This window comes from Leptospira bourretii, from assembly GCF_004770145.1.
Classification (GTDB): Bacteria; Spirochaetota; Leptospiria; order Leptospirales; family Leptospiraceae; genus Leptospira_A; species Leptospira_A bourretii.
Map to the genome: position 1 here is coordinate 17854 of NZ_RQFW01000015.1, position 22822 is coordinate 40675.

At 40.3% G+C, this 22822-nt stretch carries 18 protein-coding genes and 1 tRNA gene; 13 read left to right on the plus strand and 6 right to left on the minus strand.

Translation table 11 applies throughout. The annotated features are described in order from the left end of the window. Positions 1 to 25: 25 nt before the first annotated feature. On the plus strand, positions 26 to 1309 hold the full coding sequence (locus EHQ47_RS09680; protein ID WP_135749574.1) for a hypothetical protein: 1284 nt from the start codon (positions 26 to 28) through the stop codon (positions 1307 to 1309). Positions 1310 to 1364: 55 nt separating this feature from the next. Here EHQ47_RS09680 and EHQ47_RS09685 read toward each other — a convergent pair whose 3' ends face one another. Both EHQ47_RS09685 and fbp read right to left on the minus strand, forming a co-directional pair. Continuing rightward, positions 1365 to 1691 (minus strand): hypothetical protein, encoded by a 327-nt coding sequence (locus EHQ47_RS09685; protein ID WP_244290292.1) that lies wholly within the window; start codon positions 1689 to 1691, stop codon positions 1365 to 1367. Between the two features lie 12 nt (positions 1692 to 1703). Next, complete coding sequence (fbp, locus tag EHQ47_RS09690; protein ID WP_135777092.1) at positions 1704 to 2738, minus strand: class 1 fructose-bisphosphatase; 1035 nt, start codon at positions 2736 to 2738, stop codon at positions 1704 to 1706. Between the two features lie 105 nt (positions 2739 to 2843). Here fbp and EHQ47_RS09695 point away from each other — a divergent pair, with 105 nt between their 5' ends. The 6 genes from EHQ47_RS09695 to EHQ47_RS09720 all read left to right on the plus strand — a co-directional run bounded on the left by EHQ47_RS09695 (position 2844) and on the right by EHQ47_RS09720 (position 9229). Next, the gene (locus EHQ47_RS09695; protein WP_135749576.1) at positions 2844 to 3668 is read left to right on the plus strand and encodes a hypothetical protein; all 825 of its coding nucleotides are present in this window, start codon (positions 2844 to 2846) and stop codon (positions 3666 to 3668) included. An 87-nt stretch (positions 3669 to 3755) separates the two neighbouring features. Further along, on the plus strand, positions 3756 to 3974 hold the full coding sequence (gene rpsU, locus EHQ47_RS09700) for a 30S ribosomal protein S21 (RefSeq protein ID WP_002973784.1): 219 nt from the start codon (positions 3756 to 3758) through the stop codon (positions 3972 to 3974). A 19-nt stretch (positions 3975 to 3993) separates the two neighbouring features. Then, a complete protein-coding gene (locus EHQ47_RS09705; protein WP_135693163.1) occupies positions 3994 to 4449 on the plus strand; it encodes a GatB/YqeY domain-containing protein in 456 nt (151 codons plus the stop codon). A gap of 12 nt (positions 4450 to 4461) precedes the next feature. Beyond that, on the plus strand, positions 4462 to 6273 hold the full coding sequence (gene dnaG, locus EHQ47_RS09710) for a DNA primase (RefSeq protein WP_135749577.1): 1812 nt from the start codon (positions 4462 to 4464) through the stop codon (positions 6271 to 6273). Between the two features lie 16 nt (positions 6274 to 6289). Continuing rightward, positions 6290 to 8062 (plus strand): RNA polymerase sigma factor RpoD, encoded by a 1773-nt coding sequence (rpoD, locus tag EHQ47_RS09715; protein WP_100718534.1) that lies wholly within the window; start codon positions 6290 to 6292, stop codon positions 8060 to 8062. Positions 8063 to 8176: 114 nt separating this feature from the next. Further along, entirely contained in the window at positions 8177 to 9229 is a 1053-nt protein-coding gene (locus EHQ47_RS09720) for an NADase-type glycan-binding domain-containing protein (RefSeq protein WP_425269570.1), read from the plus strand. Between the two features lie 44 nt (positions 9230 to 9273). On the opposite strand, the gene EHQ47_RS09725 is transcribed toward EHQ47_RS09720, so the two are convergent. After that, complete coding sequence (locus tag EHQ47_RS09725) at positions 9274 to 10881, minus strand: glycerol-3-phosphate dehydrogenase/oxidase (RefSeq protein ID WP_135777094.1); 1608 nt, start codon at positions 10879 to 10881, stop codon at positions 9274 to 9276. Between the two features lie 98 nt (positions 10882 to 10979). Between EHQ47_RS09725 and tyrS the strand changes: the two genes are divergently transcribed. Beyond that, a complete protein-coding gene (gene tyrS, locus EHQ47_RS09730; RefSeq protein WP_135749580.1) occupies positions 10980 to 12206 on the plus strand; it encodes a tyrosine--tRNA ligase in 1227 nt (408 codons plus the stop codon). Between the two features lie 73 nt (positions 12207 to 12279). Next, positions 12280 to 13470 (plus strand): polysaccharide deacetylase family protein, encoded by a 1191-nt coding sequence (locus EHQ47_RS09735; protein ID WP_135777095.1) that lies wholly within the window; start codon positions 12280 to 12282, stop codon positions 13468 to 13470. A gap of 158 nt (positions 13471 to 13628) precedes the next feature. Here EHQ47_RS09735 and EHQ47_RS09740 read toward each other — a convergent pair whose 3' ends face one another. From EHQ47_RS09740 to EHQ47_RS09750, 3 genes are all read right to left on the minus strand, one after another. Beyond that, positions 13629 to 16892 carry an efflux RND transporter permease subunit gene (locus EHQ47_RS09740; RefSeq protein ID WP_135777096.1) on the minus strand — a complete coding sequence of 1088 codons (3264 nt, stop codon included), beginning with the start codon at positions 16890 to 16892 and terminating at the stop codon, positions 13629 to 13631. Positions 16893 to 16919: 27 nt separating this feature from the next. After that, positions 16920 to 17459 carry a peptide deformylase gene (gene def / locus EHQ47_RS09745; RefSeq protein ID WP_135777097.1) on the minus strand — a complete coding sequence of 180 codons (540 nt, stop codon included), beginning with the start codon at positions 17457 to 17459 and terminating at the stop codon, positions 16920 to 16922. Between the two features lie 114 nt (positions 17460 to 17573). Further along, a tRNA-Ala gene (locus EHQ47_RS09750) sits at positions 17574 to 17646 on the minus strand. Between the two features lie 75 nt (positions 17647 to 17721). Between EHQ47_RS09750 and EHQ47_RS09755 the strand changes: the two genes are divergently transcribed. From EHQ47_RS09755 to EHQ47_RS09770, 4 genes are read left to right on the plus strand one after another with little or no spacing between them, the layout of a single operon-like run. Beyond that, a complete protein-coding gene (locus EHQ47_RS09755; protein WP_004788640.1) occupies positions 17722 to 18033 on the plus strand; it encodes a hypothetical protein in 312 nt (103 codons plus the stop codon). 4 nt (positions 18034 to 18037) lie between these two features. Next, a complete protein-coding gene (locus tag EHQ47_RS09760; protein WP_135749584.1) occupies positions 18038 to 20785 on the plus strand; it encodes a SpoIIE family protein phosphatase in 2748 nt (915 codons plus the stop codon). Further along, the gene (locus EHQ47_RS09765) at positions 20782 to 21123 is read left to right on the plus strand and encodes an STAS domain-containing protein (protein WP_135749585.1); all 342 of its coding nucleotides are present in this window, start codon (positions 20782 to 20784) and stop codon (positions 21121 to 21123) included. Before EHQ47_RS09760 ends, EHQ47_RS09765 begins: the two co-directional genes overlap by 4 nt. A gap of 47 nt (positions 21124 to 21170) precedes the next feature. After that, a complete protein-coding gene (locus EHQ47_RS09770) occupies positions 21171 to 22817 on the plus strand; it encodes an acyl-CoA carboxylase subunit beta (protein WP_135777098.1) in 1647 nt (548 codons plus the stop codon). The last annotated feature ends 5 nt before the right edge of the window (positions 22818 to 22822 follow it).

Genomic DNA, 22822 nt, shown 5'->3' on the forward strand with positions numbered 1-22822 from the left:
AAAAGACAGTTTCCTTAGGACCTTTATGAAAATTACGAACGCTGGAATCGAATTCTTAGAATTCAATGAATTTAAAAATTTTGCTGTTGATTATGATTTGTTAGGTTCTGTTTCTCTCAGTGAACCAGTCGTTGATAAAAACGGTAGTATCCTCATCAAAGAAAAAGTGGCGATCAAGGAAAATATTTTAAAGAAACTAGAAGGTATGGAGGGAAACTATATCCCTTCATTTAAGTTAGCAATGTCCAAAGATTTGATGCGGATGCTTCGGATGGTACTTTCGAAAGCAATCCTCAGTCGAATTGAAGACAGATCCAATGAGTTTATTTTTCATCTTTATGAACAAAATGCGGAACGAATGGCAAGTCTTAAGGGGATCATTCAAAATTCATTTTATTCCAAGTCACTTGCTTTATCTTTTTTTCGTGTTCTTCTCAATCACAAAGAGTTTTTTAACCATCTTGCTGACTTTGGTCTTTTGAGTTTAGGATCGGTGATCCAAAAACAATATGGATTTAAGATGGTCAACCGATTCAGTTTTTTAGCTGGTCTTTGTGCTGACATAGCAGTGTCGAAGGAAGGTTTGTACAAACAAAGTTTTTTCGGGTCTTCACTTTCTTCTGCGGTAAATCTTTCTTTGGAAATTGCAAGAAAACTGAATCTACCAGAAGAAGTCATCAGTGCGATTAACAACCATGGTTCGAATGGATTTGAAATCCCTGGAGTGGTTCCTGCCACAGTAAACGTAGAAGACCTTCGCAAACACCAATTGAATCAGGATCTTTTGGCTGGAAGCGGGATGGAAGATGATGCCAGCGATGATGAAGAAGAAGCAGGTGAGTATGCTGATGACACTGCCGAAGTCACATTAGATGCATTAAAAATTGCTCGTTACATCATGGAAAATTTAAAGGTATCCACTGAAAAGGAACATGTGTCTGAAAAATTGTTAGTGATGTTTACTTACAATGCAGAGAAAGGACTCTTTCGAAAAGACCTTGCTGATCCGATGACAAGCAGGTTTAAAGAATTTGACCAAGCCATCAAACGCATCCGTACCATTGCAGAAATCGAAAACAAATGTAAATTCCAAACTTCAGCCTGGGCTTATCCTAAACCAAAAGCAGCACAAATTCTTTGCCGAGACAAAAACTACCAATGCCCTTGGATTGTGAACGGTTGGGACTTAAGAATCATTTCTCCCCAGGACCCTTTTGGTCATATTGGGACTTCTCTTGATGTGGGAACTTATCCGAAATGTGCTTTAGAGGAAGAACTGCATGCTAAGATCAAGTATACAGATAGTTAGAAAATAAAAAAACCAACCGAAACTTCGGTTGGTTTTCTTTTACAGAAAAAGATGATTAGAAACCTGCTGGTTTTTTAATGTCTTTTGTAGCGTCTTTGATCGCGCCTGTTGCTGCTTTTTTAGCTTCTGCTTCTGCAGTTTTCACTGCTGCATCTACTTTTTTCTCTACTTCTGTAGTTACTTTTTTCGCTGCATCTTCAACAGATTCGATTTTTTCTTCAACAACCGGCTCTTCTTTTTTGCAGAATGCAAGTCCAGAAGCCATAGTCACACCAAGAATTAAAACGAGTAGTTTTTTATTCATTGAAAGTTCTCTCCTAAAATCTTTTAATTCTGCCAAAACTACTAGAATATCATTTCCATTGAAAGAAATTTCTTTCAATGGTTTGGAAAATTATGACTTAGGAACAAACGTAAGGAATTCTTCTACTTCCTTTTTGCTACCAATAATGAGCGTTGTTCTTTCATGAAGGTCTTTAGGGGTTAGGTCAAGGATTCTCTCACCCTTAACAGTAACCGCCATTCCACCAGCTTGTTCTGCGATATACGCCATCGGGGCAGCTTCATACAACAAACGAAGTTTTCCATTCGGATACTTGGAAGATTTTGTATCATTTGGATAGAGGAAAATCCCTCCCTTCAAAAGGTTTCTATGGAAATCCGCAACAAGGGATCCAATATAACGAGCTGTTTTTGGTTTTTTTCCACCTTCTATGGATTTGATCTTTTGGAGATAAGCTTGTACTTCCGGAGACCAATAGGATGCGTTTCCTTCATTGGCAGAATAAATATCCCCAGACTCAGGCATTTGCATATTCGGATGGGAGAGTAAAAATTCACCTACACTTGGATCTAAAGTAAACCCAGAAACACCCTTTCCTGTGGAGAGGACAAGCATCGTGGAAGAACCATAAATGATATAACCTGCGCAGCGTTGTAAATGGCCTTGTTGTAATAAATCTTTTTCGTTCCCAGGTTCTTTGGAATTGGGTTCCAGTCTTTGGTGGATGGAAAAAATCGTTCCGATGGAGACGTTAGTGTCAATATTGGAAGATCCATCTAGGGGATCAATGGCCATGGTGTACTTTCCGATATTGTATCCGCCAGGAATCGGGATGATGTGTTCGTGTTCTTCACTGGCAAGGACACAAAGGTGCCCACAAATTTTAAGGGACTGGTTGAAGGCATTGTCCGCGTATTGGTCCAATTTCATTTGGGTTTCGCCTTGGACATTGGTATCGTCCGTAGCACCAAGGATATCATCCAAAAGTCCTGCCTTTCTCACTTCACGACCAACAATTTTGGCCGCATAAACGAGATGGCTGAGTAGGGCTGTAAATTCTCCGGAGGCATGAGGGATTTTGAGTTGCTCTTCTAGAATGAATTGCGATAGAGAGATGAGTTTTTTTTGTTTCGGTGTTGCGTTCACAGGTTCCCCGAGTTGTTTTTACTCCATTTTGGGAGCGTAACGCCAGGGGCAATCCTTTCTCCTTTTGATTGGTCAGGCCCGCGCCGATACTAAAACCAGATTCCAATGATAGATCCAACTCATGTAAGTCCATCCCCCTCCATGCAAATGACAGACTACCATTCCCGTAGGCTTGGCATTAGTTTTGCCAGTGTCGGCGCCCATTTGGGTTGGGTTTACCTAGCCGGTGAAATCGTTTATGAATTTGGTAGGACGGAAAAAGAGGAATGGCTAAGAAGTCTTGTGTCCGGTCAAATGGCGACCCTCGTCCGGGACCTGGAATTTATGGAACCAAAATCCCTTGGGACTTTTTCAGAAGGGGGAAGGGATTTGAAGATCAATATCATGCGCCTTCCTGAAGGTGAAGTTCCTGTTTTTGCCCTTGTCGTCCAGGAAATTGAACCAGAACTTTCAAAACGAAATTGGGAAGATCTATCAAACCAAGTTTTGACTTTTTGTGCTACAGGGATTTCCCTTCGGGAAAAGAACCTTCTCGATTTTCCAACGATCATCGAGCCAATCCGAAAAAAAATCGATCGATCTCTCACAAAGGATCAGCCCGCGGGAGTGATTGCATTTTTTCACCTCCAGGACCTCTCTCCCTTTTTCAAACCTTTGGGTGTGGTCAAAAGCCAAGAGATCTTACGGGAGGTGACCGCCACCCTGCACAAAGAAACGAAAGAAAACGAATTCAATTTCCAATTGAACCCAAGGTCCTATTTCCTTTTTTGTCCGGGAGAAACTCTGGATGGTGCCAATCATAGGTTTGGATCCCTTTATTTTCCCTCCAAACATTTGATTTTGGACTACAAACTCAAGATTTTCCCCATTGACAGGGAGATTTTAGCGGATGATTCGAGGTTTTCTTCTATTTTCATCGAAAATTTCTGATTAGTTTTTCGGCTGAATTGACAAATCAGGGCGGTTTCCGATACCGTCAAAACTAGACCATTTTTACAAAAGGACAGTTGTTTGTCTATGACCCCACAAGTAGGGATTTATTTAAAAGAAGGGGAATCTATCGAGGCGGCGCTTCGTAGATTCAAAAGAGATTGTGCGAATGCTGGTATTATGAGCGAAATCAAACGCCGTGAATACTTCGAAAAGCCGAGTGTTGTCAAAAAAAAGGCAGTCGAAGCAGCGAAACGCAAACGAGACAAAAAGAAAAGACTATTTGCTAAAAAAGATAAACTGTAATCTTTAAGCCGGTGATCCAATGACCCTGCAAGAGACGATTAGTACCGATCTAAAAACGGCATTAAAGGCCAAGGATGAAACAGTCCTCGGCACTTTGCGTCTCATCAAAGCAGAAATTCAATATGAGTTAACCAAAACCGGTGCTTCCGAATTAACGGATACTGCAGTGATGCAGATTTTAAAATCCAATTTCAAACGTAGAAAGGACACGGCTGTCGAATATGACAAAGCCAACCGTCCCGATTTATCGAGCAAAGAAATTCAGGAAGCAGAAGTCATCTCACGTTATATTCCAAAAGAAGTCTCCGAAGAAGAAATCTCTCGAGCAGTGAACGAAGCCATTGCGGAATTGAATGCGAACGGAGCCCAGGATATGGGAAAGGTGATGGGTAAAGTAATGGCAAAATTTAAAGGGCAAAATATAGACGGCTCCAAGGTATCCTCTCTCGCAAAACAAGCACTTAGCGCCAGTTAATACTGTTATACTGTGAATCCTTACCAAAGTTTTAAAGAAAGAGTTCGCAGAGAAGTCTCCATTGATTCTTATATCAACCGGTTTGTTCCTTTGCGCCGTATGGGAAGAAATCTTGTTGGAATCTGCCCATTCCATAACGAAAAAACTCCATCTTTTAATGTAAACGCAGAAGGTGGGTTCTACCACTGTTTTGGATGCAAAGCATCCGGTGATTTGTTTCGATTTGTGATGGACTACCAAAAGGTAGACTTTCTCAAATCTTTAGAAATCCTTTCTGATTATTCAGGAATTCCTCTTGTCGAAAGAACAAAAGAAGAAGAGGAATCAGAGCGAAAAAAAGAAGCCCTTTACCAAGTTTCCCAAAAAGCATTGGAATACTTTCAAAAGAATTTAAATACGCAAAGCGGCGAAATTGCCCTTAAGTATTTGGAATCACGTGGGATGTATTCAGAAGATTTAAAAGTTTTTAAAATTGGATTTGGCCTTCCCGGTTTTGGAAATTTGCGTGCGGAACTCTTTAAAACCGAGACGGAAGTGAAACTGGGAGAACAGTTAGGACTACTCAAAAGACAGGACCAAAACAAAGATCCTTATGATTTTTTTCGTAACCGCATCATGTTTCCTGTGATTGATACAAGAGGGAGAGTGATTGCCTTTTCCGGTAGGATCCTCGGTGAATCAGAAGAAGCAAAATACATCAATAGTCCGAACTCTCTCATTTATGATAAAAGTCGTACGTTTTATAATTTGAATTTAGCCCAAGATAGCATTCGAAAAACAAGAGAAGCGGTCATCGTGGAAGGTGTGTTTGACGCCATCGGACTATTCCGCAAAGGAATTGAGTTTGTCGTCGCACCACTCGGAACCGGATTTACAGAAGGCCATGTTCGAATTCTAAAGAATATGGCGGACAAAGTGTACTTAATGATGGATTCGGATAAGGCGGGAACTAAAGGTGCCTTTCGTGCTGTGAATCTTCTTTCGAAAGAAGGAGTTTCAGTAAAAGTCTGTCATATCCCGGAAGGAAAAGATCCTTTTGATTATTCCCTCCATCATAACAAACAAGAAATCAGAGATTTATTGGAATCGGCAGCACCAGCTTCCCAATTTATGATCCGTGAGATCCTTGCGGGAGCAGGGCCTTCTTCTTTGGCAGAGGAAAAACAGGCAGGTGTCAAAAAACTTTTTGAATTCCTAAAACCAATGGAAAAGGAAACAGACAAACAAGTCTATTTAGAAGAGGGGGCACGCCAGCTCGGACTTTCATTTTCTTCGCTTTTTCAGGATTTTCGGGGCAAGCCGGGTGTAACTTCGGCCCCCTCTGCGGTCGATACTAAAAAAGAACGTTCTGTGGCCAAACCGGGAAAACCTTCCCCCATTTTGGTCTGTGAACGTAAGATGATCGCAATGCTCATTCAGAATTTGGAACTATTTAGTTTCGCTGATGATTTGTTATCACTGGAGTTTCGAGATGAAGTATCTGCTTTTCTTTGGGACTATTTATATACGAAATATTTGCAGAATGAGAACCTAACAGCTGCAGAAATTCTTTCGAGGGAAGAGATTCCTTCGGAATACCTGGGAATGATTGCCGAACATTTTACGGCCGATGAATCGACAACACCAGGTTTATTTAAGGGGATGTTTCTTTACCATGCGGATTTGTTGGATGACGCAAGGATGGAAGAACTTGTCAAAGAGATGGCCAAACCTGATTTAACGATTGAAGAAAAGAACAATCTTTTATCAGAGCTTTCACTTTTAAAAAGTGAAAAAAATAAGAGATCCGTGTATCTCCGAACGATCCAAACGTTAGAAGTATAAAGAGGATAGAGGTAGAATGGAAAATCTAGCAAGCCTACCAGAAGTACAAAAGATCATCTCGATCGGAAAAGCAAATCGAGAGGTATCTTATGATGAAATCAATGAAATACTTCCGGATAAAATTTTAAATTCCGAAAAAATTGATGATGTCTTTACTTTGTTACACGAGATGGGGATTGAAATTGTAGAAGAGTATTCCAAAAAGTCTTTGGAAGAATCTAGTTCCCTCACAACAACAAAGGAAGAAACTACTAAAGAAACAAAAGAGAAACCTGCACGTAAAAAAAGAGAGTCCAGTGTTTCTTCTAGTTCCGAAGATCCGATTCGTCTTTATTTAAAAGAAATTGGTAAAGTATCCCTGATCTCTGGAGAAACAGAAGTGTTTCTTGCCAAAAGGATTGAGAAGGGTGAAAAAATCATTGAAGAAACAATCCTTAGTTCTTCTATCCTACGTCAAAACTTTGCAAAACTCATTCCGAAAATTAAGTCCAAAAAAATCAAAGTTTATGACTTGGTGAAAGTGGACAAAATGTACGCACTCAACCAAGAGCAAGCGGACAAATTAGAAAAAGTATTTTTTGAGAATATGGAACTCATCCAACAGGATGAAAAAGTTTTAAACGAGTCCACAAACCGAATTCGTAAGTATTCTGAGAACTCAAAGAAATTCAAAGAACTCAAAGAAAAAATCGATATGTCTACGGGCAAAATCGATGAAGCCATTCGTAAAATTGGAGTTTCTCAAAAAGAAATCCAAAAGATTTCTCAAAAGATCAAATCGATGGTATTTCGTGTTAAGGAAATCGAAAAACATTTCCTTAAAATCAAAGCCAAATACGGGCATGATGTTCGTGAAATCAAAGCCCTCAACCGTTTCATCGAAAAAAATGAAAACCTAGATGAAATCGAAAAGATGATGGGTTGCGATATTGATGAAGTTAGAGAAGTCATCAAAGACATTCGTAACAACGAACGAAAACTCCGTCGTATGGAACAGGAAGCTGGATCTCCTGTTGGGGAAATCAAAGACTGGGGTGAAAAAATCATCAAAGGAGAAAGGGAAATTGCACAAGCTAAAAGAGAACTTGTGCGAGCAAACCTCCGTTTGGTGGTCTCCATTGCAAAACGTTATGCCAACCGCGGGATGCATTTCTTTGATTTGATCCAAGAAGGAAACATCGGTCTTATCCGTGCTGTTGATAAGTTCGAATACAAAAAAGGTTATAAATTTTCTACTTACGCCACTTGGTGGATTAGACAAGCCATCACTCGTGCGATCTCTGACCAAGCTCGTACCATCCGTGTTCCGGTTCATATGATCGAACAAGTGAACAAAGTGATTCGAGAAACTCGTCTTTTTGTCCAAGAATTTGGCCGTGACCCGTCCAATGATGAAATTGCTGAAAGACTCGGCTGGCCGGTTCAGAAAGTAAAGGCTGTGAAAAACGTAGCGCGGGAACCAATCTCACTTGAGATTCCTGTTGGTTCAGAAGAGGATTCAGAACTCGGAGATTTTATCGAAGACAAGGAAGTGATCTCTCCACTGAACTCTGCTGCGTCTTCCATTCTATCTGAACAAATCCGTCAGGTTCTCCAAACCTTACCGGCTCGGGAACAAAAGGTCATTCGGATGCGATTTGGTTTGGATGATGGGTATGCGCAAACTCTCGAAGAGGTGGGATACCAATTTAAAGTGACCCGGGAAAGGATTCGTCAGATCGAAGCAAAAGCACTTCGTCGTCTTCGCCACCCAAGTCGTTCGAAAAAACTCAAAGACTATATCGATTAAACAATTTTGTTTTTCGCTTGATTGGTCTTTAGAAGAGATTCATGGTTTTGAAATTCCATGGATCTCTTTTTTTTTCGTAAGACTCGCCCATCAGATGATCTTCCTTATTTTGGTATGAATTTGATTCATCTCGTTTTTCCAATTTTGTTCTTTTCCCTTTTATGCAATTGCCAGGCTTCCGAAAAACAACTGGACTATGGACGCACTCAAAGTGTTGGACAGATGAATCCTGAAGAACCCTGGCGATTCAGTCCGGAGTTTGCTTTGGATGATAAAACTTCCACAGCTTTTTGTGCGAATGCCAAAGAATTTGGTTCTGGATTTACACTATACCTCAATTCGTATTCCCAATTTTCCGCCTTGCGGATGTTAAATGGATTTCACAAGTCTGCTATTGATTTAAAAACAAATGATGCCGTAAAAAAACTTCGCCTCACTTCCTTTGCGATGGAAACGAATGACCAAAAATCAAAAATGAAAATTGGTTCTACTTTGGATTTGGAATTGAACAAACCCAAGTTCGGGAAATCGGGATTTCAAGTTTTGGATTTGGATTCCAAATTCCAAGGGAATGTGATTCGTTTGGAAATTTTGGAAACCCATGGTTTGGGATCAACTGGACGAGTTTGTATTTCAGAACTTCAATTTGGAGAAATTCAGAAAGATAGTTTTGTATCCTTTCCTTGGGTCTCCTTTGACAAAATCAAACGAACTATTGAACAATTTGGGAAAGCAGAAAGGCATTATTCCGGATTCAAACAATTGGTTTTAGCCAACGAAAAGAGTACCATTTTATTTTATGACCAAGGAACCATCCTTCCTGTTTTCTTTAAAGCCGACCAAACTTTTAGTTTTTCTGAGATGTATGGGGAAGGAGACCCTTTGGGATTTTTACCTTCCATTGTGGGAACATATACCATCCTTCAATCTTCAGAAGAGGGACTAGAGTTAAACTTAAGTTATTATGATGCGGGTGGGATCGAACGAAATATATCTTGGATTTTCAAACGTGCGGAAGTGGGGGATGAAGATTATGAAAACTTTAAAACCAAACTGGGAACAAGGTTTTCTGAAGTTTTTAATCCCAAAACACATTTTCTATTTGTTTTAAAAGAAAAGGAATCGGGAAGGACATTTTATCATTATGAACTTCCAAGACCAAAGTAGATGGGATGAATCACCATCCAATCTACTCGTGTCGTCTTTTTTTGTTAAGCGATCGTTTTCTTTAGATCTTTGATATGACCAGTGAGTTCGTTTAAAGAGGATTTTTTTTCTGTCTCTTTCCATCCAAGTTCTTTGGCAAGAGTGTTGGCAACTGGAACGGCTAACGACTCAGCCAATTTTAAATCCAGAAAAACAACTCTCCATCTTCTCGAAAGGACATCTGTTACAGAAAGTGCAAATTCTTTCTTCACAAAGTGTTTGATCTCTTCGGCAAAGTATCCGGTTCCCTTTTTGATTTCTTTTGGATTTTTACCTAAAATCATAGGAACCTCTCCACCAAACGCATCGACCAAACGAACTGCCGTTTCATAAGAAAGATCATACATGGTTTGGATTTTTGCCACCAAATGTTTGGAATACCCATCGGCACCAGGAAAGGCGAAATTAGCAGTCACACAATTCATCTTTTTTGGAAGGTTCCCGACCGATATAAGTTTATCTGTAAGGTCTTCTGCCATTTTTCGAAAGGTAGACCATTTCCCACCTGACATCGTGACAAGGCCAGAATCAGAAACAAGAATGGCTTCTTCGCGTGAGATGGATTTAGTGTCTTTTTTATCTCCGGTGGAAATGAGAGGACGAAGGCCAGAAAATACAGATTCAATGTCTGCTTTGGTGAGTTTGGTATCTAAGTAGTCATTTCCCGTTTTTAATAAAAATTCCACTTCAGATTGTAGAGGCAGAGGTTCTTCCTCAATTTTTTGAATCGGTGTGTCTGTGGTTCCCAGAAGTACTTTTCCTTCCCAAGGAATGACAAAGACCACCCGTCCGTCTGCTGTTTTCGGAATGATCATGGCGGTGCGACAAGGTAACTTCGCTTTGTCGAAGACAAGATGGATTCCTTGGCTAGGAGCTAAAACATTTTCCACTTTTGGATCATCTAGTTTGCGAAGCGAATCAATCCAAACTCCAGTGGTATTGGCAACGACCTTTGCCTTGATATTGATTTTCTTTTTCGTGATTAAGTCTTTGGCAGTCACACCTGTGATTTTTCCATTGGCATCTTTTAAAAAGGAAACCACTTCGATTCTTGAAAGAACATCGGCTCCATTTTCTTTGGCAGCTCTTACCGTTGTGACATTGAGTCTTGAATCATTGAACTGGGCATCATAATAAGAAATTCCGCCTTTCAGTTTTTCTTTTTTGATCGAGGCAAAATAATCAATCGCAGTTGCTTTTGAGATCCTTTCATGTCCAGGGACTATGGATCTACCCGCAAGGATATCGTACATTGTGAGTCCGATGGAATAAAAAGGTTTTTCCCACCAAACATAGGTAGGCAAAACAAACTGAAGTGGTTTCACCAGATGAGGTGCATTGAAAAGAAGGCGTTTTCTTTCCGACAAAGCTTCGTAGATGAGTTTAAAATGGAATTGGGCAAGGTATCGTACTCCCCCGTGGATGAGTTTTGTGGAACGAGAACTAGTCCCTGCTGAAAAATCTTGTTTTTCTAAAAGGGCTACCTTGTAGCCACGTAAGGTAGCATCGAGTGCTGTCCCAGATCCAGTGGCTCCTCCACCCAATACTAAGACATCGTAGTCCGTTGTTTCTAATTGTTTTAGTGTTTGTTTTCTTTCATCTAAATGATTCATAAGGGTTTTTACGTACTTTGGTGGTTGCCTATAGAGATTCTACGGTTAGTATTGTCAAAAGTCACCATTTCGACCATCGAAAATTTTTTAAATTTGTTATGAAAACTGAAAGAGAATTGAACCAAGAATTAGATACCATACGCCGAGGAACTGTTGAGATCATCAGTGAGGCTGAACTTTTAGAAAAGATCAAATCCAAACCTTCCCTTACCATCAAAGCAGGTTTTGATCCTACAGCCCCCGATTTGCATTTAGGCCATTTTGTTTTACTAAGAAAACTCAAACATTTCCAAGACCTAGGCCATGAAGTTTGTTTTATGCTCGGTGATTTTACCGCAATGATTGGTGACCCTACTGGAAAATCAGAAACAAGAAAACGTCTTTCGAAAGAAGAGGTATTGGAAAATTCCAAAACTTACCAAAACCAAGTTTTTAAAATTTTAGATCCAAATAAAACCAAAATCCTATATAACTCGCATTGGTGTTCGGAAATGAAGTTTGAAGATGTATTGGTTTTAACATCCAAATATACAGTTTCTCGAATGTTGGAAAGAGATGATTTTACCAAACGTCATAAAGCCGGAACTCCCATCTCTATGATTGAATTTTTATACCCACTTGTACAAGGGTATGATTCGGTTGCCATGAAAGCAGATGTGGAACTGGGTGGAACGGATCAAAAATTTAATATGTTAGTTGGTCGCGACTTACAAAGAGAATACGGGCAAAAACCTCAATCTGTCATTACCTTACCACTACTTGTGGGACTTGATGGTGTGAAAAAAATGTCTAAGTCTCTCGGAAACTATGTGGGAGTCACAGAAAAACCCATCGACATGTATGGAAAGATCATGTCGATCTCGGATGATCTGATGTGGAATTATTTTGAACTTTTGACTGATCTTCCCCATTCAGAAATGGAAAAAAGAAAGGAAGGCATTCGTTCCAAATCTCTCCATCCGAAAGAAGTCAAAACGGAACTGGCTCTTCTTGTAATGGACCAACTCCATCCAGAAGAAGAAAATAGGAAAGCAGTGGAAGAGTGGACAGCCATCCACAATACAAAAAACAGAGCCCTTCCAGATGAGATTCCTACGGAAACTTTGGATGCCTCTTATTTTTCGGAAAAACCACCACTTCTGGTTTATGTTCTTTCCCAATTGAAATTCATTCCTAGTGTTTCAGAAGGGCGCCGGCTCGTCCAAGCAGGTGGTTTGTATTTGGATGAGGAAAAAATCACTGACCAAGGCCTCACTTTGGAGCCGGGAAAGGAATACCTCATCCGCCAGGGGAAGAAAGGAAAATTTTTAAAGATAAAGACTTAAAGAGGTTTGCCGCCTGTTTTAGAACGACAGGTCAAAATCCGATATTAGAAAATAAGGAAAACCAAATACCCGCATGTCCCTCGATCCGACAAACGAAGAAAAGGAAATTCAAGATATCGTTCATGAACTTTCCCAGGACATCGAGAAAGACCGGCTGTTTGCCAAAAAACTCCGAAAGTTTGCCCTGATTTCTGCTCTGGCTTTTGTCGGAATCACTGTCCTTGTTCTTTGTGGGTATTTGCTTTATTTGAGTCTGAGTGTTACCAAACTCGAAACAGAAGTAAAAGAAAAAGAAAAGAATCTCCGGGAACTGGAACAATCTCTTTTTTCTCTTATGTACCAAGAGCAACTTCGTGAAGAATATGCTTTGGCAGGGGACACCGAACCTGATACAGAACTTGCCAAACAAGTGGAAGAGAACATTCAGTTTTTAAAAGAAGTCAGTCAAAATTCCAAAGGCAGAAATATCCTAAGGGGAAATGAATCCCAAAAAGAAATTGCCCTTACCTTTGATTTAGCAACAGGAGAAGAACTTCCTGTTTTATACAATTATATCAAAGATCATAAAATCAAAGTGACTCTCTTTCTTTCTAATGAGAGACCTTCTGATATCAATGGATCCTTTTTTATTCGCCAAAATTTAGATTTTATTAAAAAAATGGCAAAAACGGGATCGGTGGAATTTGGAAACCACACTTGGTCCCATTTCAATTACCAAAGGTCTGTCACAGAAACCTCGTTAAAGAAACGATTGGTCCTTGAGTATTTGTCCAAATCGGTTTTGGATCTGCCCCGTATGGCAGAAGAGCTAAAACGTGTAGAAGATACCTTCCATTCTCTCACCAAACAAGAATTAAAAAAATTTTACCGACTCCCATATGGAGCACTCAGTCAATTGATTTTGGATGCACATGCAAGTCTTGGTTATACCGATCATATCATGTGGTCCAATAATTCAAAAGGATCGCTTGATTTACCAGATTATATCAGTAAACAGTTCCTATATAAAAAAACGTCCAAAGGCAAAAAGGAAGTAGTTCGTAATCCTCATTATAAAACGGGAGAGGAAACTTTAACTTTCTTAGAGAATTGGGAAAAAGCAGATGCGAACGGAATGAACGGTGCTATCATCCTTATGCATTTGGGTGGACCAAGAAAATTTGATAAATTGATTTATATCCTGCCAACATTCATTGAACGAATGAAGGAAAAAGGATATAGGTTTGTGACTCTTTCGGAAGTTTTAAACGATAAGAAGGATTGAATTTTAAATTCTACGAAAGTCGTCTCTCTCTCTAAATGCAGGTTTGTTAGTTCTTTAATTGTTTCATTTCCAAAAGGGACATTCATAAACTAGATTTTCTGATCTACTGCGCTATGGAGCTCAGCCATATTGCAGTAAACTGGGGTATCGATTTTATCTTATACGTATCCTTTTTTTCTGGATTGTCTTGATTGGAATTTTGTTACAGCCCAATCCTTAAACATATAAAGGTTGAGGTAAAATACCGGCACCATAATGAGTGTGATAAAAGTAGCAAAAGCAAGTCCCCATCCAAATGCCAAAGCCATCGGAACAAGGAAAGGGTCCTTGCCTCCAATTCCATAAGCAGTAGGGAGAAGTCCAAGAACAGTTGTCACTGTTGTGAGCATTACAGCTCTTAGGCGAATGCTTCCCGCTTCTACTAATAACTCAAATGTGGATTTACTTGGGTCTTCCAGTCGTAATTGGTTGGCACAATCCACAAGGACGATGGAGTCGTTGACGACCACCCCCGCAAGTCCAATGATTCCCAGGAAAGCAAGGAAAGAAAAAGGTTGTCCGTGGATTAAAAAAGCAAATATAACCCCAATGACGGCGAATGGAATGGCGCTCATCACAATCAATGGTTGGGCAAGCGAACGGAAAAGCGAGGCAAGGATCATATAAATGATAATAAGACCTACAAGGAAAGCTCTTCCGAGAGATGCCATTGATTCTTCGGTATCTTTGTTTTCACCTGAAAAACGTACAGAATACCCAGGGTATTTGGATATAATTCCTTCGGTAAGTTTTTTGGCCTCTATGTTGACTTGCCTTGAAGTAGAAACTGTTTCGTCAATATTAGAAGTTACGGTTAACAACCGTTTGCCGTCCAAGTGATTGATCGAGGCACGCCCTGGGTTTCTATCGTAACTTGTCAGCCTGGAAACTGGGATTAAGTTTCCTGTTAGGTTATTGACATACACTTTGTTTAGGTGGGTAAGAGAAGAACGATATTCTTCTGGAAATCGAACCCGGACATCCACTTCTTCATCAGCTCGTTTGATTTTAGTGGAGACTGTCCCTTGTAAGGCAGTATTGATGGCAAGAGATACCGATTGAACACTGACTCCAGCGAAAGAGGCAAGAGATTCATCTACGGAAACTCTAATCTCGTCTTTTCCTTCGTTAAAATCATCTCCAATGTCAGTGACTCCATTGATTTTGGCAAGAGCTGCCTTGTATTCGGCACCAATTTTGAGTAAGGTGCTAAAATCATCTCCTTTGATTTCAATGGCGACTGGTTTTCCTACAGGTGGACCACCTGCTAGTTTTTCAAACTCTAGGTTCACCAGTTTTCCTTTTAAGGGAAGAAAATCTTTTGGAATCTCAGAAGTAGGGATAGGTTCCTCTTCTTTTTTACCAAGATTCTCTTTTGCTAACTTTTCTTCTAAAAGTTTGAGGGCTTTTTCATTTAACATGAATTTGGTGTTTTGGCGGACAACTTCGATGATTTTTTCTGTGGTTCTCTCCCGATTGTCATCAGGGGTTAAATACACCATCACTTGCGCATAATTTTTCCCCCGTTTGGTAAAAGGATCGTTGGGGTCTTTTTGAATGATCCCCACTCGTGAAATATAGTTTTCTACTTCTCCATCTGGAAGTTTTCCTACAGCATCTTCAATGACACGAATGAAACGATCAGTTTCTTCTAGTTTTAGTCCAGTTTCCGCAGTCACACGAACTTGGAAGGTTTCAATGGCCCCAGGAAAAAGTTTGAATTTTCCAAATTTTATTTGAATGGCAAGCGAAAACACAAATAGACCCATAAGGAGTCCTACCATTTTCCAGCGGTTTTTTAGCGCAAAACTGAGGAGAGGTAAATAAGTTCTTTCTTTGAATTTCACAAACCAGTGAGATTCTTCTTTGACTTCTCCCTTCATATCGCTTGCCTTACTTACATCGTATAAGTGAGAAGGTAACATAAAGAAGGCTTCAAAAAGGGAACTACATAAAGATAAAATTACAACGAGAGGAATGGAATGGATGAACTTTCCAAAAATCCCTGTCATAAATAACATAGGTCCGAAGGCAGCAATTGTTGTAGTGACTGTGGCAGTTACTGGTGCAAGAACTTCGCTTGTCCCACGCATCGCTGCTTCAAAAGGTTCTTCTCCCATTTCCAAATGACGGTAAACGTTTTCACAGATGATGATGGCATCATCCACCAAAATCCCGACAACAATGATAAGACCCATCATAGAGATTAAATTTAATGTTAATCCCATATAATTCATGGCAACAAAAGTCATGGCGATGGAGATCGGAATTCCAAGAGCTGTCATAAGAGCCATCCGCCAGCCGAGAAACACAAATAAAGACGCTGTGACAAGAAATAATCCTGATACGGCGTTAGAAGTTAAAACACCTAATCTTCTGCGAATGTATTTGGATAGGTCATTGACAAACGCATGTTTGACGGTTCCACCTGTAGACTTTATAAATTCTTCTACCACTTTTTTGGAATCGTCTACAACTGTGATGGCATCTGCTTTTTCTCTTTTGATCACTGTAAGAGCAATCGCAATATCACCATTGGATTTATCCAAATATTCCGAGTCTTCGAAACCTTCCGTCACACGAGCTACATCTCGAACTCGGACCGAACGTCCGGCATCGTTCGAACGAACAAAAACATTTTCAATTTCTTCGGCAGTATCAAATTCTCCCACAGTGCGAACAATGATTTCTCTTGTTCTTTCGTTGATATTCCCACCAGGGAAATTGATGTTTCGTAAGCGAAGGGCATTGAGTACATGAGTGGAGGAAAGAGAAAGGGCTCTCAGTTTGTCCGGATCAAGGTCCACTTTCATTTCCCTTTCTCGCCAACCTCGTTTGGTAATTCTTGCAACAGAAGGTAGGTCTTTTAGTTTTTCTTCTAAAATTTTTGCCTGGTCTCTGAGCTCTTTTGCATTTAACAGAGGTTTACCATCTTTGGATGTAGAAGATAAATGAATTTCGATCACAGGTTGTCTTGCAGTTGTGATTTCAGTAACAATGGGATCATCCACATCTTCTGGTAGATCCTGGATGCGGTCAATAGCAGACTTTAAATCATCGACAACCTTTTGTGTGTTTTTAGTATTTGGATCAATGGTGATGATGATACCTGATCTGTTTTCCAAAGAAGCTGATCTGAATTCTTTGATTCCATCCACTTCTTTGATGGCATCTTCTAAAGGTTTGGTGACCAATTTTTCTACATCGGCAGGTGCGGCACCAGGATAAACCGTTGTGACACTGACAATATCAAAGTTGATATTGGGGAATGCTTCTCGGTTCATTGTGGCAGCAGTAAATCCACCGACAAGAATGATCAGAAAGGTAAGAAGGTTTACGAATAAACTCTTGGAAAGAAAATACTGAACGATGGATGTACCCATAAAACTCCTTTAGGAGAAAAAAACTAATTAATCTAACAATTTACCTGCAGTATCGATGTCTTCGTTATAACCGAATAACTTTGTACTTTTGAGGCGATCCACATAAAGAACACCGAACAAATGGTCACATTCATGTTGTAATACGATGGCACGGTAACCACTAATGATTTCTTCGTGTTCCTCAAAGTTTTCATCTCGCCATTTCATTCGAATTTTATCCGGTCTTTCTACGTATCCACGCATTCCAGGAACAGATAAACAACCTTCCCAAAAACCTTCACCCGGAGGTGAGAGTGGAGTGATCTCTGGATTTAAAATGATTTGGTTCGGAACTTCAGGAGTTCCAGGATACCTTCCATTGTCATCATCCTGGCCGACCACAACCAACTTTTTCATGACACCAATTTGGGGGGCAGCAAGGCCTACACCTTCTGCATGACGCATGGTTTCAAACATATCTCGAATCAGTTTTTTAAAATCCTTGGTTTGGATTTCGGATTCAGTTACGTCTTCGCTCGTTTGACGGAGTAAGGGATTGCCAATCTTGAGGATTTTTCTAACAGCCATAATCTAATATGGAATAGATTGAAAAAGGTCACTGATTGATCAAGTGATCTCCTATCCAAATGAAAAAGAATTTGACAGGGGAGGCTTTGAACTGTGAAATTCCGGGAGGGATTTTGGAGACGAGGGGAATCGAACCCCCGACCTTTTGAATGCCATTCAAACGCTCTCCCAACTGAGCTACGTCCCCTTGTGCTAATCCAAGGTGGGTGACCGCGTTTGTCTGTCAACAGAATCCTAAAATGGCTAAGGAACCAGAGATGTTATGGGACAAGATACGGTAGAAGAACTGACTAAAAAACTGAAAATCCAATCGGATATCATCAAAGGCTATGAAAAAGTTCTTAGACTCAATGAACAAGAATTAGCCAACGCCGACGAAATCATCCGTATGTACGAACAAATCATCGATTACTCTCGGATGGAACTCAGGGAAGCAAAGGAAACGGTGCAAGCCAGTTCGATGGTTTCCAATCTCAGTCGGGACGAACTCATGTCAGCCTTTGACAAAATTAAGTCTTTGGAAGATGCCAATCGAAAATTAAGAGAAGAATCATTAAAATTTAACAAAGATTAAACAATTGAAACCAAGCTCTCTTCCGCCGATCATCCGAAAAAACGAAGAAGGCGGGTTCTATCTTTCTTCTTCCTCCGAACTGGATGACCTGTATCATTTTATTCTGGGTCAAGCGAAACGACTCGTCTCGGCGAAATCAGCAGCATTTTATTTTAAAAACCAACGAGGAAACCTCAGCCGGTTTGGATTGATAAATGATAAATCCACAGCAGGTTCCATTGCTAAACATGTTTTTAAAACCCGAAAAAGTATTCTTATTAAAAAGGGTTCTCACTTAAAGGATTCGGACGGTCCCGTATCCGAGTCATATATTGCCTGTTATGTGGGTGATGAAATAGGGGATATGGCACTAGGAGTTTTGGTGCTTGAGGGAATTAAACATTTCCAAAATTTTTCCGAACAAGATTTGGACTTAATCAACTATTTTAGCGCAAACTTAAATGCACTATTAAAAGACACTGTACTTTCGGAATCAGAACCCGAGTTTTTTAATTCTCTCACAACGTCCATTCTTCTTCTTATCGATAACGCCAATATTCATAACAATAACAATCGCCTTCAGTATTTTTTAGAAGAAATCATTCGTGTTGCTGTTCTAATTAATACCAGTGTCGATTTGGAACATGTTCTTGTGATGGTAATGGAATCCGCAAAATTAGTATTTCGAACGGAAGCCAGCTCCTTGTTATTGTTAGATGATAAAAAGGAATATCTTGTTTTTCATACGGTCACCGGTGAAAAAAGAGAAGAGGTATCAAAAATCAAAGTACCTGTGGGCCAAGGGATTGCCGGAACTGTTGCGATTACCAAACAACCCATGATCATCAATGATGCTCAAAATGACAACCGTGTCTTTCGGGATGTAGACAAAGCTTCTAATTTTATTACTAGAAATATTTTGGCAAGTCCACTGATTGTTGGAGATGAAGTGATTGGTGTCATCGAGGCCATTAACACCATTGACAGAAATAATTTTAGCCAGGATGATATTGATACATTTTTGTCTTTTTCTAGTGCTTGTGCTGTTGCCATCCAAAAAACTAGGCTACTAGATAATCTCAATGTCACAAACCTTGAACTCAAACAAAAATTAAGCACACTTGAATCCATTTTCGATTTGGGTCAAGCAGTCCTTGAATCCCATGATGAACTGGGGTTAATGTCCAAAACATTGAGCATTCTCACCAAAGAATTGTCATGCGAAGATGCGGGAATGGTCATTATCGAGGAAAAAAATAAAAATCGAATTCAGGTCTATGCAAGGCAACTCGGGATTGTCAGGGAATCTTTTTTTCCGATGCAAGAAAGCCGGCTTTTTTTAAGCCTCATGGAATCAGGAAATCCTAGGATGGCTGTTGTTTCCTCACAACTAGAGGAATCCTTTTTAGAATTAGAATTTTATACTTTAAAGAAAAACTTTCTAATCCTACCTATTGCGCCAAGAGGAGGGAACTTACGTGCGGCACTTTATGTCAGCGGAAAACAATCGGCTCATTCGTTTAACGAAACAGACCTCCGGATGTTAAAAACTCTTTCTTCGCCACTCGCAAAGGCCTATGAAAACCTACGCCTCAGCCAAGAAATCATTACCAAGAAGTCGATTGAAAAAGAAATCGAAATCACAAGAAAAATCCAAAATAATATTTTACCAAATTCGTTGTTACAATCCCCACTTTTTGATTTGGGGGTGATGTCTGTTGCCGCCAAAGAAGTGTCAGGTGATTTTTATGATTTCCATTCTTTCGGAGAAGATCAGTTCTCGTTTTTAGTGGCAGATGTATCGGGGAAAAGTTTGCCAGCCGCCATATTTATGGCTATGTCTAGTTCCATTATTCGTACACTTTCCAGAACCACTGACCTTTCTCCTTCTGAGCTGTTGTTTCGCGCCAACCAATTGATTTATGAAGATTCTCAGTCGGGAATGTTTGTGACATTATTTCTCGTCAACTACCAACGGCGAACCAGAACCTTAAAATTTGCGTCCGCAGGACACAATGACCAAATTTGGATTCGTAGTGATGGAAGTTTTGAACTTCTGAAAGGAAAAGGAGCTCCTCTTGGAGTTGTTCCCCAAACCAATTACCAGGGCGGCGAAATCCAAATCGAACCTGGTGACATTTTGGTTTTTTATACGGATGGGGCCATTGAGGAAAAAAATCCAGACGAAGAAGAGTATGGTCTCGACAGATTTGTTGCATTTATCATCGAAAGACGCTTAGAGTCTTCTCAAAGTATCGTAGAGGCTGTGTACGATGACATCCGAAAGTTTTCTCGTTCCGATGAACAGTATGACGACTTTACTGTGATGATCTTAAAATTTGCAGAAGTGACTAGCTTTGAAATTTCGAAAGTTTTTCCCGCACATCCAGATGAAATCCCTCACTTAAGAGATTTTATTTCTGAACATTTAGAGGGCAAAATCACAAAACCTTTTGCCTTCGACGATATTCTGATATCTTTGGATGAAGCAGCGACCAATATAGTCATGCATAGTTACAAGAATACGGAACTAACTCACCCTAGTTTCGAATGTAAGTTGGAATTGATTGGCGACAATCTAAAAGTTGTACTCATTGATGAAGGAAAACCCTTCGATAGAAAAAAAGTTCCTAAACCTTCCGTAGAGGCCAATTTAAAAGGCGAAAGGAAGGGAGGATTCGGCGTTTATCTGATGGAGACTCTGATGGACAAAGTGTCCTACGACTTCAACGGGAAACAAAATATAACCTATTTGGAGAAAACTATTGTATGAACGAAGATAAAATTGGAATCCATTCGGAAGCGGTTGGGGACAAGGTAGTTGTTCATGTCCAAGGCAATTTGGACGTACACAACACACATAAAATTGAAAAGGATTTGATGGCTCTCGTAAATGCCGCAAGAAAACCTGTTGTTTTCAATTTGAGTGATGTTCCCTTTATCTCTTCTGCCGGACTACGTTTGCTCGTCACAACACTTCGCCTTTGCCAGGAACAAAAAATCAGCATTTCTATCTGTGGATTGCAACCCGCAGTGGAGAAAGTTTTCGATATCATTGGAATGCAGCAGCTATTTACAATTTATCCTGATTTAGACTCTGCTCTACAGTAAAAATCACTTTTCTAAGTGATCCTAAACAAAACATTGGAAAAAAACTTATGGAAACCAAGCAGTATTCCCTAAACAACCCGTTCAAAGAATCCAAGGCTCCGGAAACCCAAACCGGAATTTATGATGATGCTCTCAAACTTGGAAAGGAACTCATTGAGAAACCGATCCTAGGGGGCGGAGAAGATAGAATCCGCGTCCAACACTCCAAAAACCGTATGACGGTTTGGGAGAGAATCAAAGTCCTTACTGACGAAGAACCAAATATCACCTACCAAAACTGGGGACCGAACTTAGACGGTGCCTCTATTGTGACTGGAATTTTAAATATCAAAGGCCGTGATGTGGCAGTCTACGGACACGACTTCACCCTTCGTGCGGGTTCAATGGATGCCACGAATGGAAGTAAACTCGCTCGTCTCATCCAAATGGCAGGGACCCACGGAATCCCGCTCATCGGGATGAACGACTCGGCAGGTGCCTATGTTCCTGCGGGAGTGGGTGGACTCGACGGTTATTCGGAAGCATTTACGGCACTTCGCAAAATCAGCGGTGTGGTTCCTTCCGTTATGTTAATGTTTGGTTTCAATGCGGGTGGTGGAGCTTACCTCCCACGCCAAGGATCGTTTATGATCCAATGTGATGGAACCTTCTTTGGTCTCACTGGACCTGGGGTGGTAAAATCCGTTCTTGGGGAAGACATTTCTGCCGAAGACTTAGGTGGGCCAAAAGTACATGGCCAGTCAGGTGTGGTCGATTTAGTCACAGGCGATGAATTAGGATCGCTTCGAACAGCCATCCGTCTTCTTTCTTATTTACCAGACAATAACCATAGTTTTGCGCCGTTCTATCCGACTTCGGATCCAGTAGACAGGTTCATTTACGAAGAAGACATTCTTTTTAGAAAGACGTTTAATTCCCCAACAGGAATGAACACACCTTTTGATATCACACTTTACTTACAACAAATCTGTGATCACGGTGAGTTCTTTGAATTACAACCACAAAGAGCAAGAAACATTGTAACAGCTTTTGGTCGTATCGGTGGTCACGTGGTGGGGTTTCTTGCCAATAACTCGGCAGTCTCTTCTGGTCAGATAGATATTGGAGCTTCTCGCAAAGGAACTCGTTTTGTAAGATTCTGTAACTTATACAATATCCCTATGGTATTTGTAGAAGATACAACTGGATTTTTACCAGGACGCGACCAAGAACACAATGGGATTGTTCTCGAAGGTAGAAAACTCCTGGATTCCATTATTGATCTTAGAACTCCAAGACTCACTCTTATCATTCGTAACGCGTTTGGTGGAGCGTATGCAACATTTAACTCCTATTTTACGGGAGCATCGATGGTGTTTGCACTTCCGACGGCAAGGATTGCGGTGATGGGTCCTGCAGGAAAAGAATACGTCTACAAAGATGAAATCACAACCATCCAAAAAGAATTTTTGGTCAATGTGAAAAAAGGAATGAGTGAAAAAGAAGCAGCCGCCACTCGTGATGCAAAACTTTTCGAAATCGGGCAAAGATACGAAAAAGAACTGATGAATCCAAAAGAAGCACTTTCTCTTGGTTCTGTTTCCTCCATCATTTTACCGGGTTATACAAGAAACGTATTATCGAAAAACTTGAATTTCCTCATGTCCAAATACAAACCGGCGGAAATGTCCGGTCCTCAAAGGGAGTTTGAATAATTTTC

Excerpts from the sequence above, each read along its gene's own strand:
- rpsU (WP_002973784.1), top strand. The coding sequence starts at position 3,756 with ATGACCCCACAAGTAGGGATTTATTTAAAAGAAGGGGAATCTATCGAG.
- rpoD (WP_100718534.1), top strand. The coding sequence starts at position 6,290 with ATGGAAAATCTAGCAAGCCTACCAGAAGTACAAAAGATCATCTCGATC.
- def (WP_135777097.1), bottom strand. The coding sequence starts at position 17,459 with ATGGCTGTTAGAAAAATCCTCAAGATTGGCAATCCCTTACTCCGTCAA.
- EHQ47_RS09720 (WP_425269570.1), top strand. The coding sequence starts at position 8,177 with ATGAATTTGATTCATCTCGTTTTTCCAATTTTGTTCTTTTCCCTTTTA.
- EHQ47_RS09725 (WP_135777094.1), bottom strand. The coding sequence starts at position 10,881 with ATGAATCATTTAGATGAAAGAAAACAAACACTAAAACAATTAGAAACA.
- EHQ47_RS09680 (WP_135749574.1), top strand. The coding sequence starts at position 26 with ATGAAAATTACGAACGCTGGAATCGAATTCTTAGAATTCAATGAATTT.
- EHQ47_RS09755 (WP_004788640.1), top strand. The coding sequence starts at position 17,722 with ATGGGACAAGATACGGTAGAAGAACTGACTAAAAAACTGAAAATCCAA.
- EHQ47_RS09705 (WP_135693163.1), top strand. The coding sequence starts at position 3,994 with ATGACCCTGCAAGAGACGATTAGTACCGATCTAAAAACGGCATTAAAG.
- EHQ47_RS09770 (WP_135777098.1), top strand. The coding sequence starts at position 21,171 with ATGGAAACCAAGCAGTATTCCCTAAACAACCCGTTCAAAGAATCCAAG.
- EHQ47_RS09740 (WP_135777096.1), bottom strand. The coding sequence starts at position 16,892 with ATGGGTACATCCATCGTTCAGTATTTTCTTTCCAAGAGTTTATTCGTA.
- EHQ47_RS09765 (WP_135749585.1), top strand. The coding sequence starts at position 20,782 with ATGAACGAAGATAAAATTGGAATCCATTCGGAAGCGGTTGGGGACAAG.
- EHQ47_RS09695 (WP_135749576.1), top strand. The coding sequence starts at position 2,844 with ATGATAGATCCAACTCATGTAAGTCCATCCCCCTCCATGCAAATGACA.
- tyrS (WP_135749580.1), top strand. The coding sequence starts at position 10,980 with ATGAAAACTGAAAGAGAATTGAACCAAGAATTAGATACCATACGCCGA.
- EHQ47_RS09735 (WP_135777095.1), top strand. The coding sequence starts at position 12,280 with ATGTCCCTCGATCCGACAAACGAAGAAAAGGAAATTCAAGATATCGTT.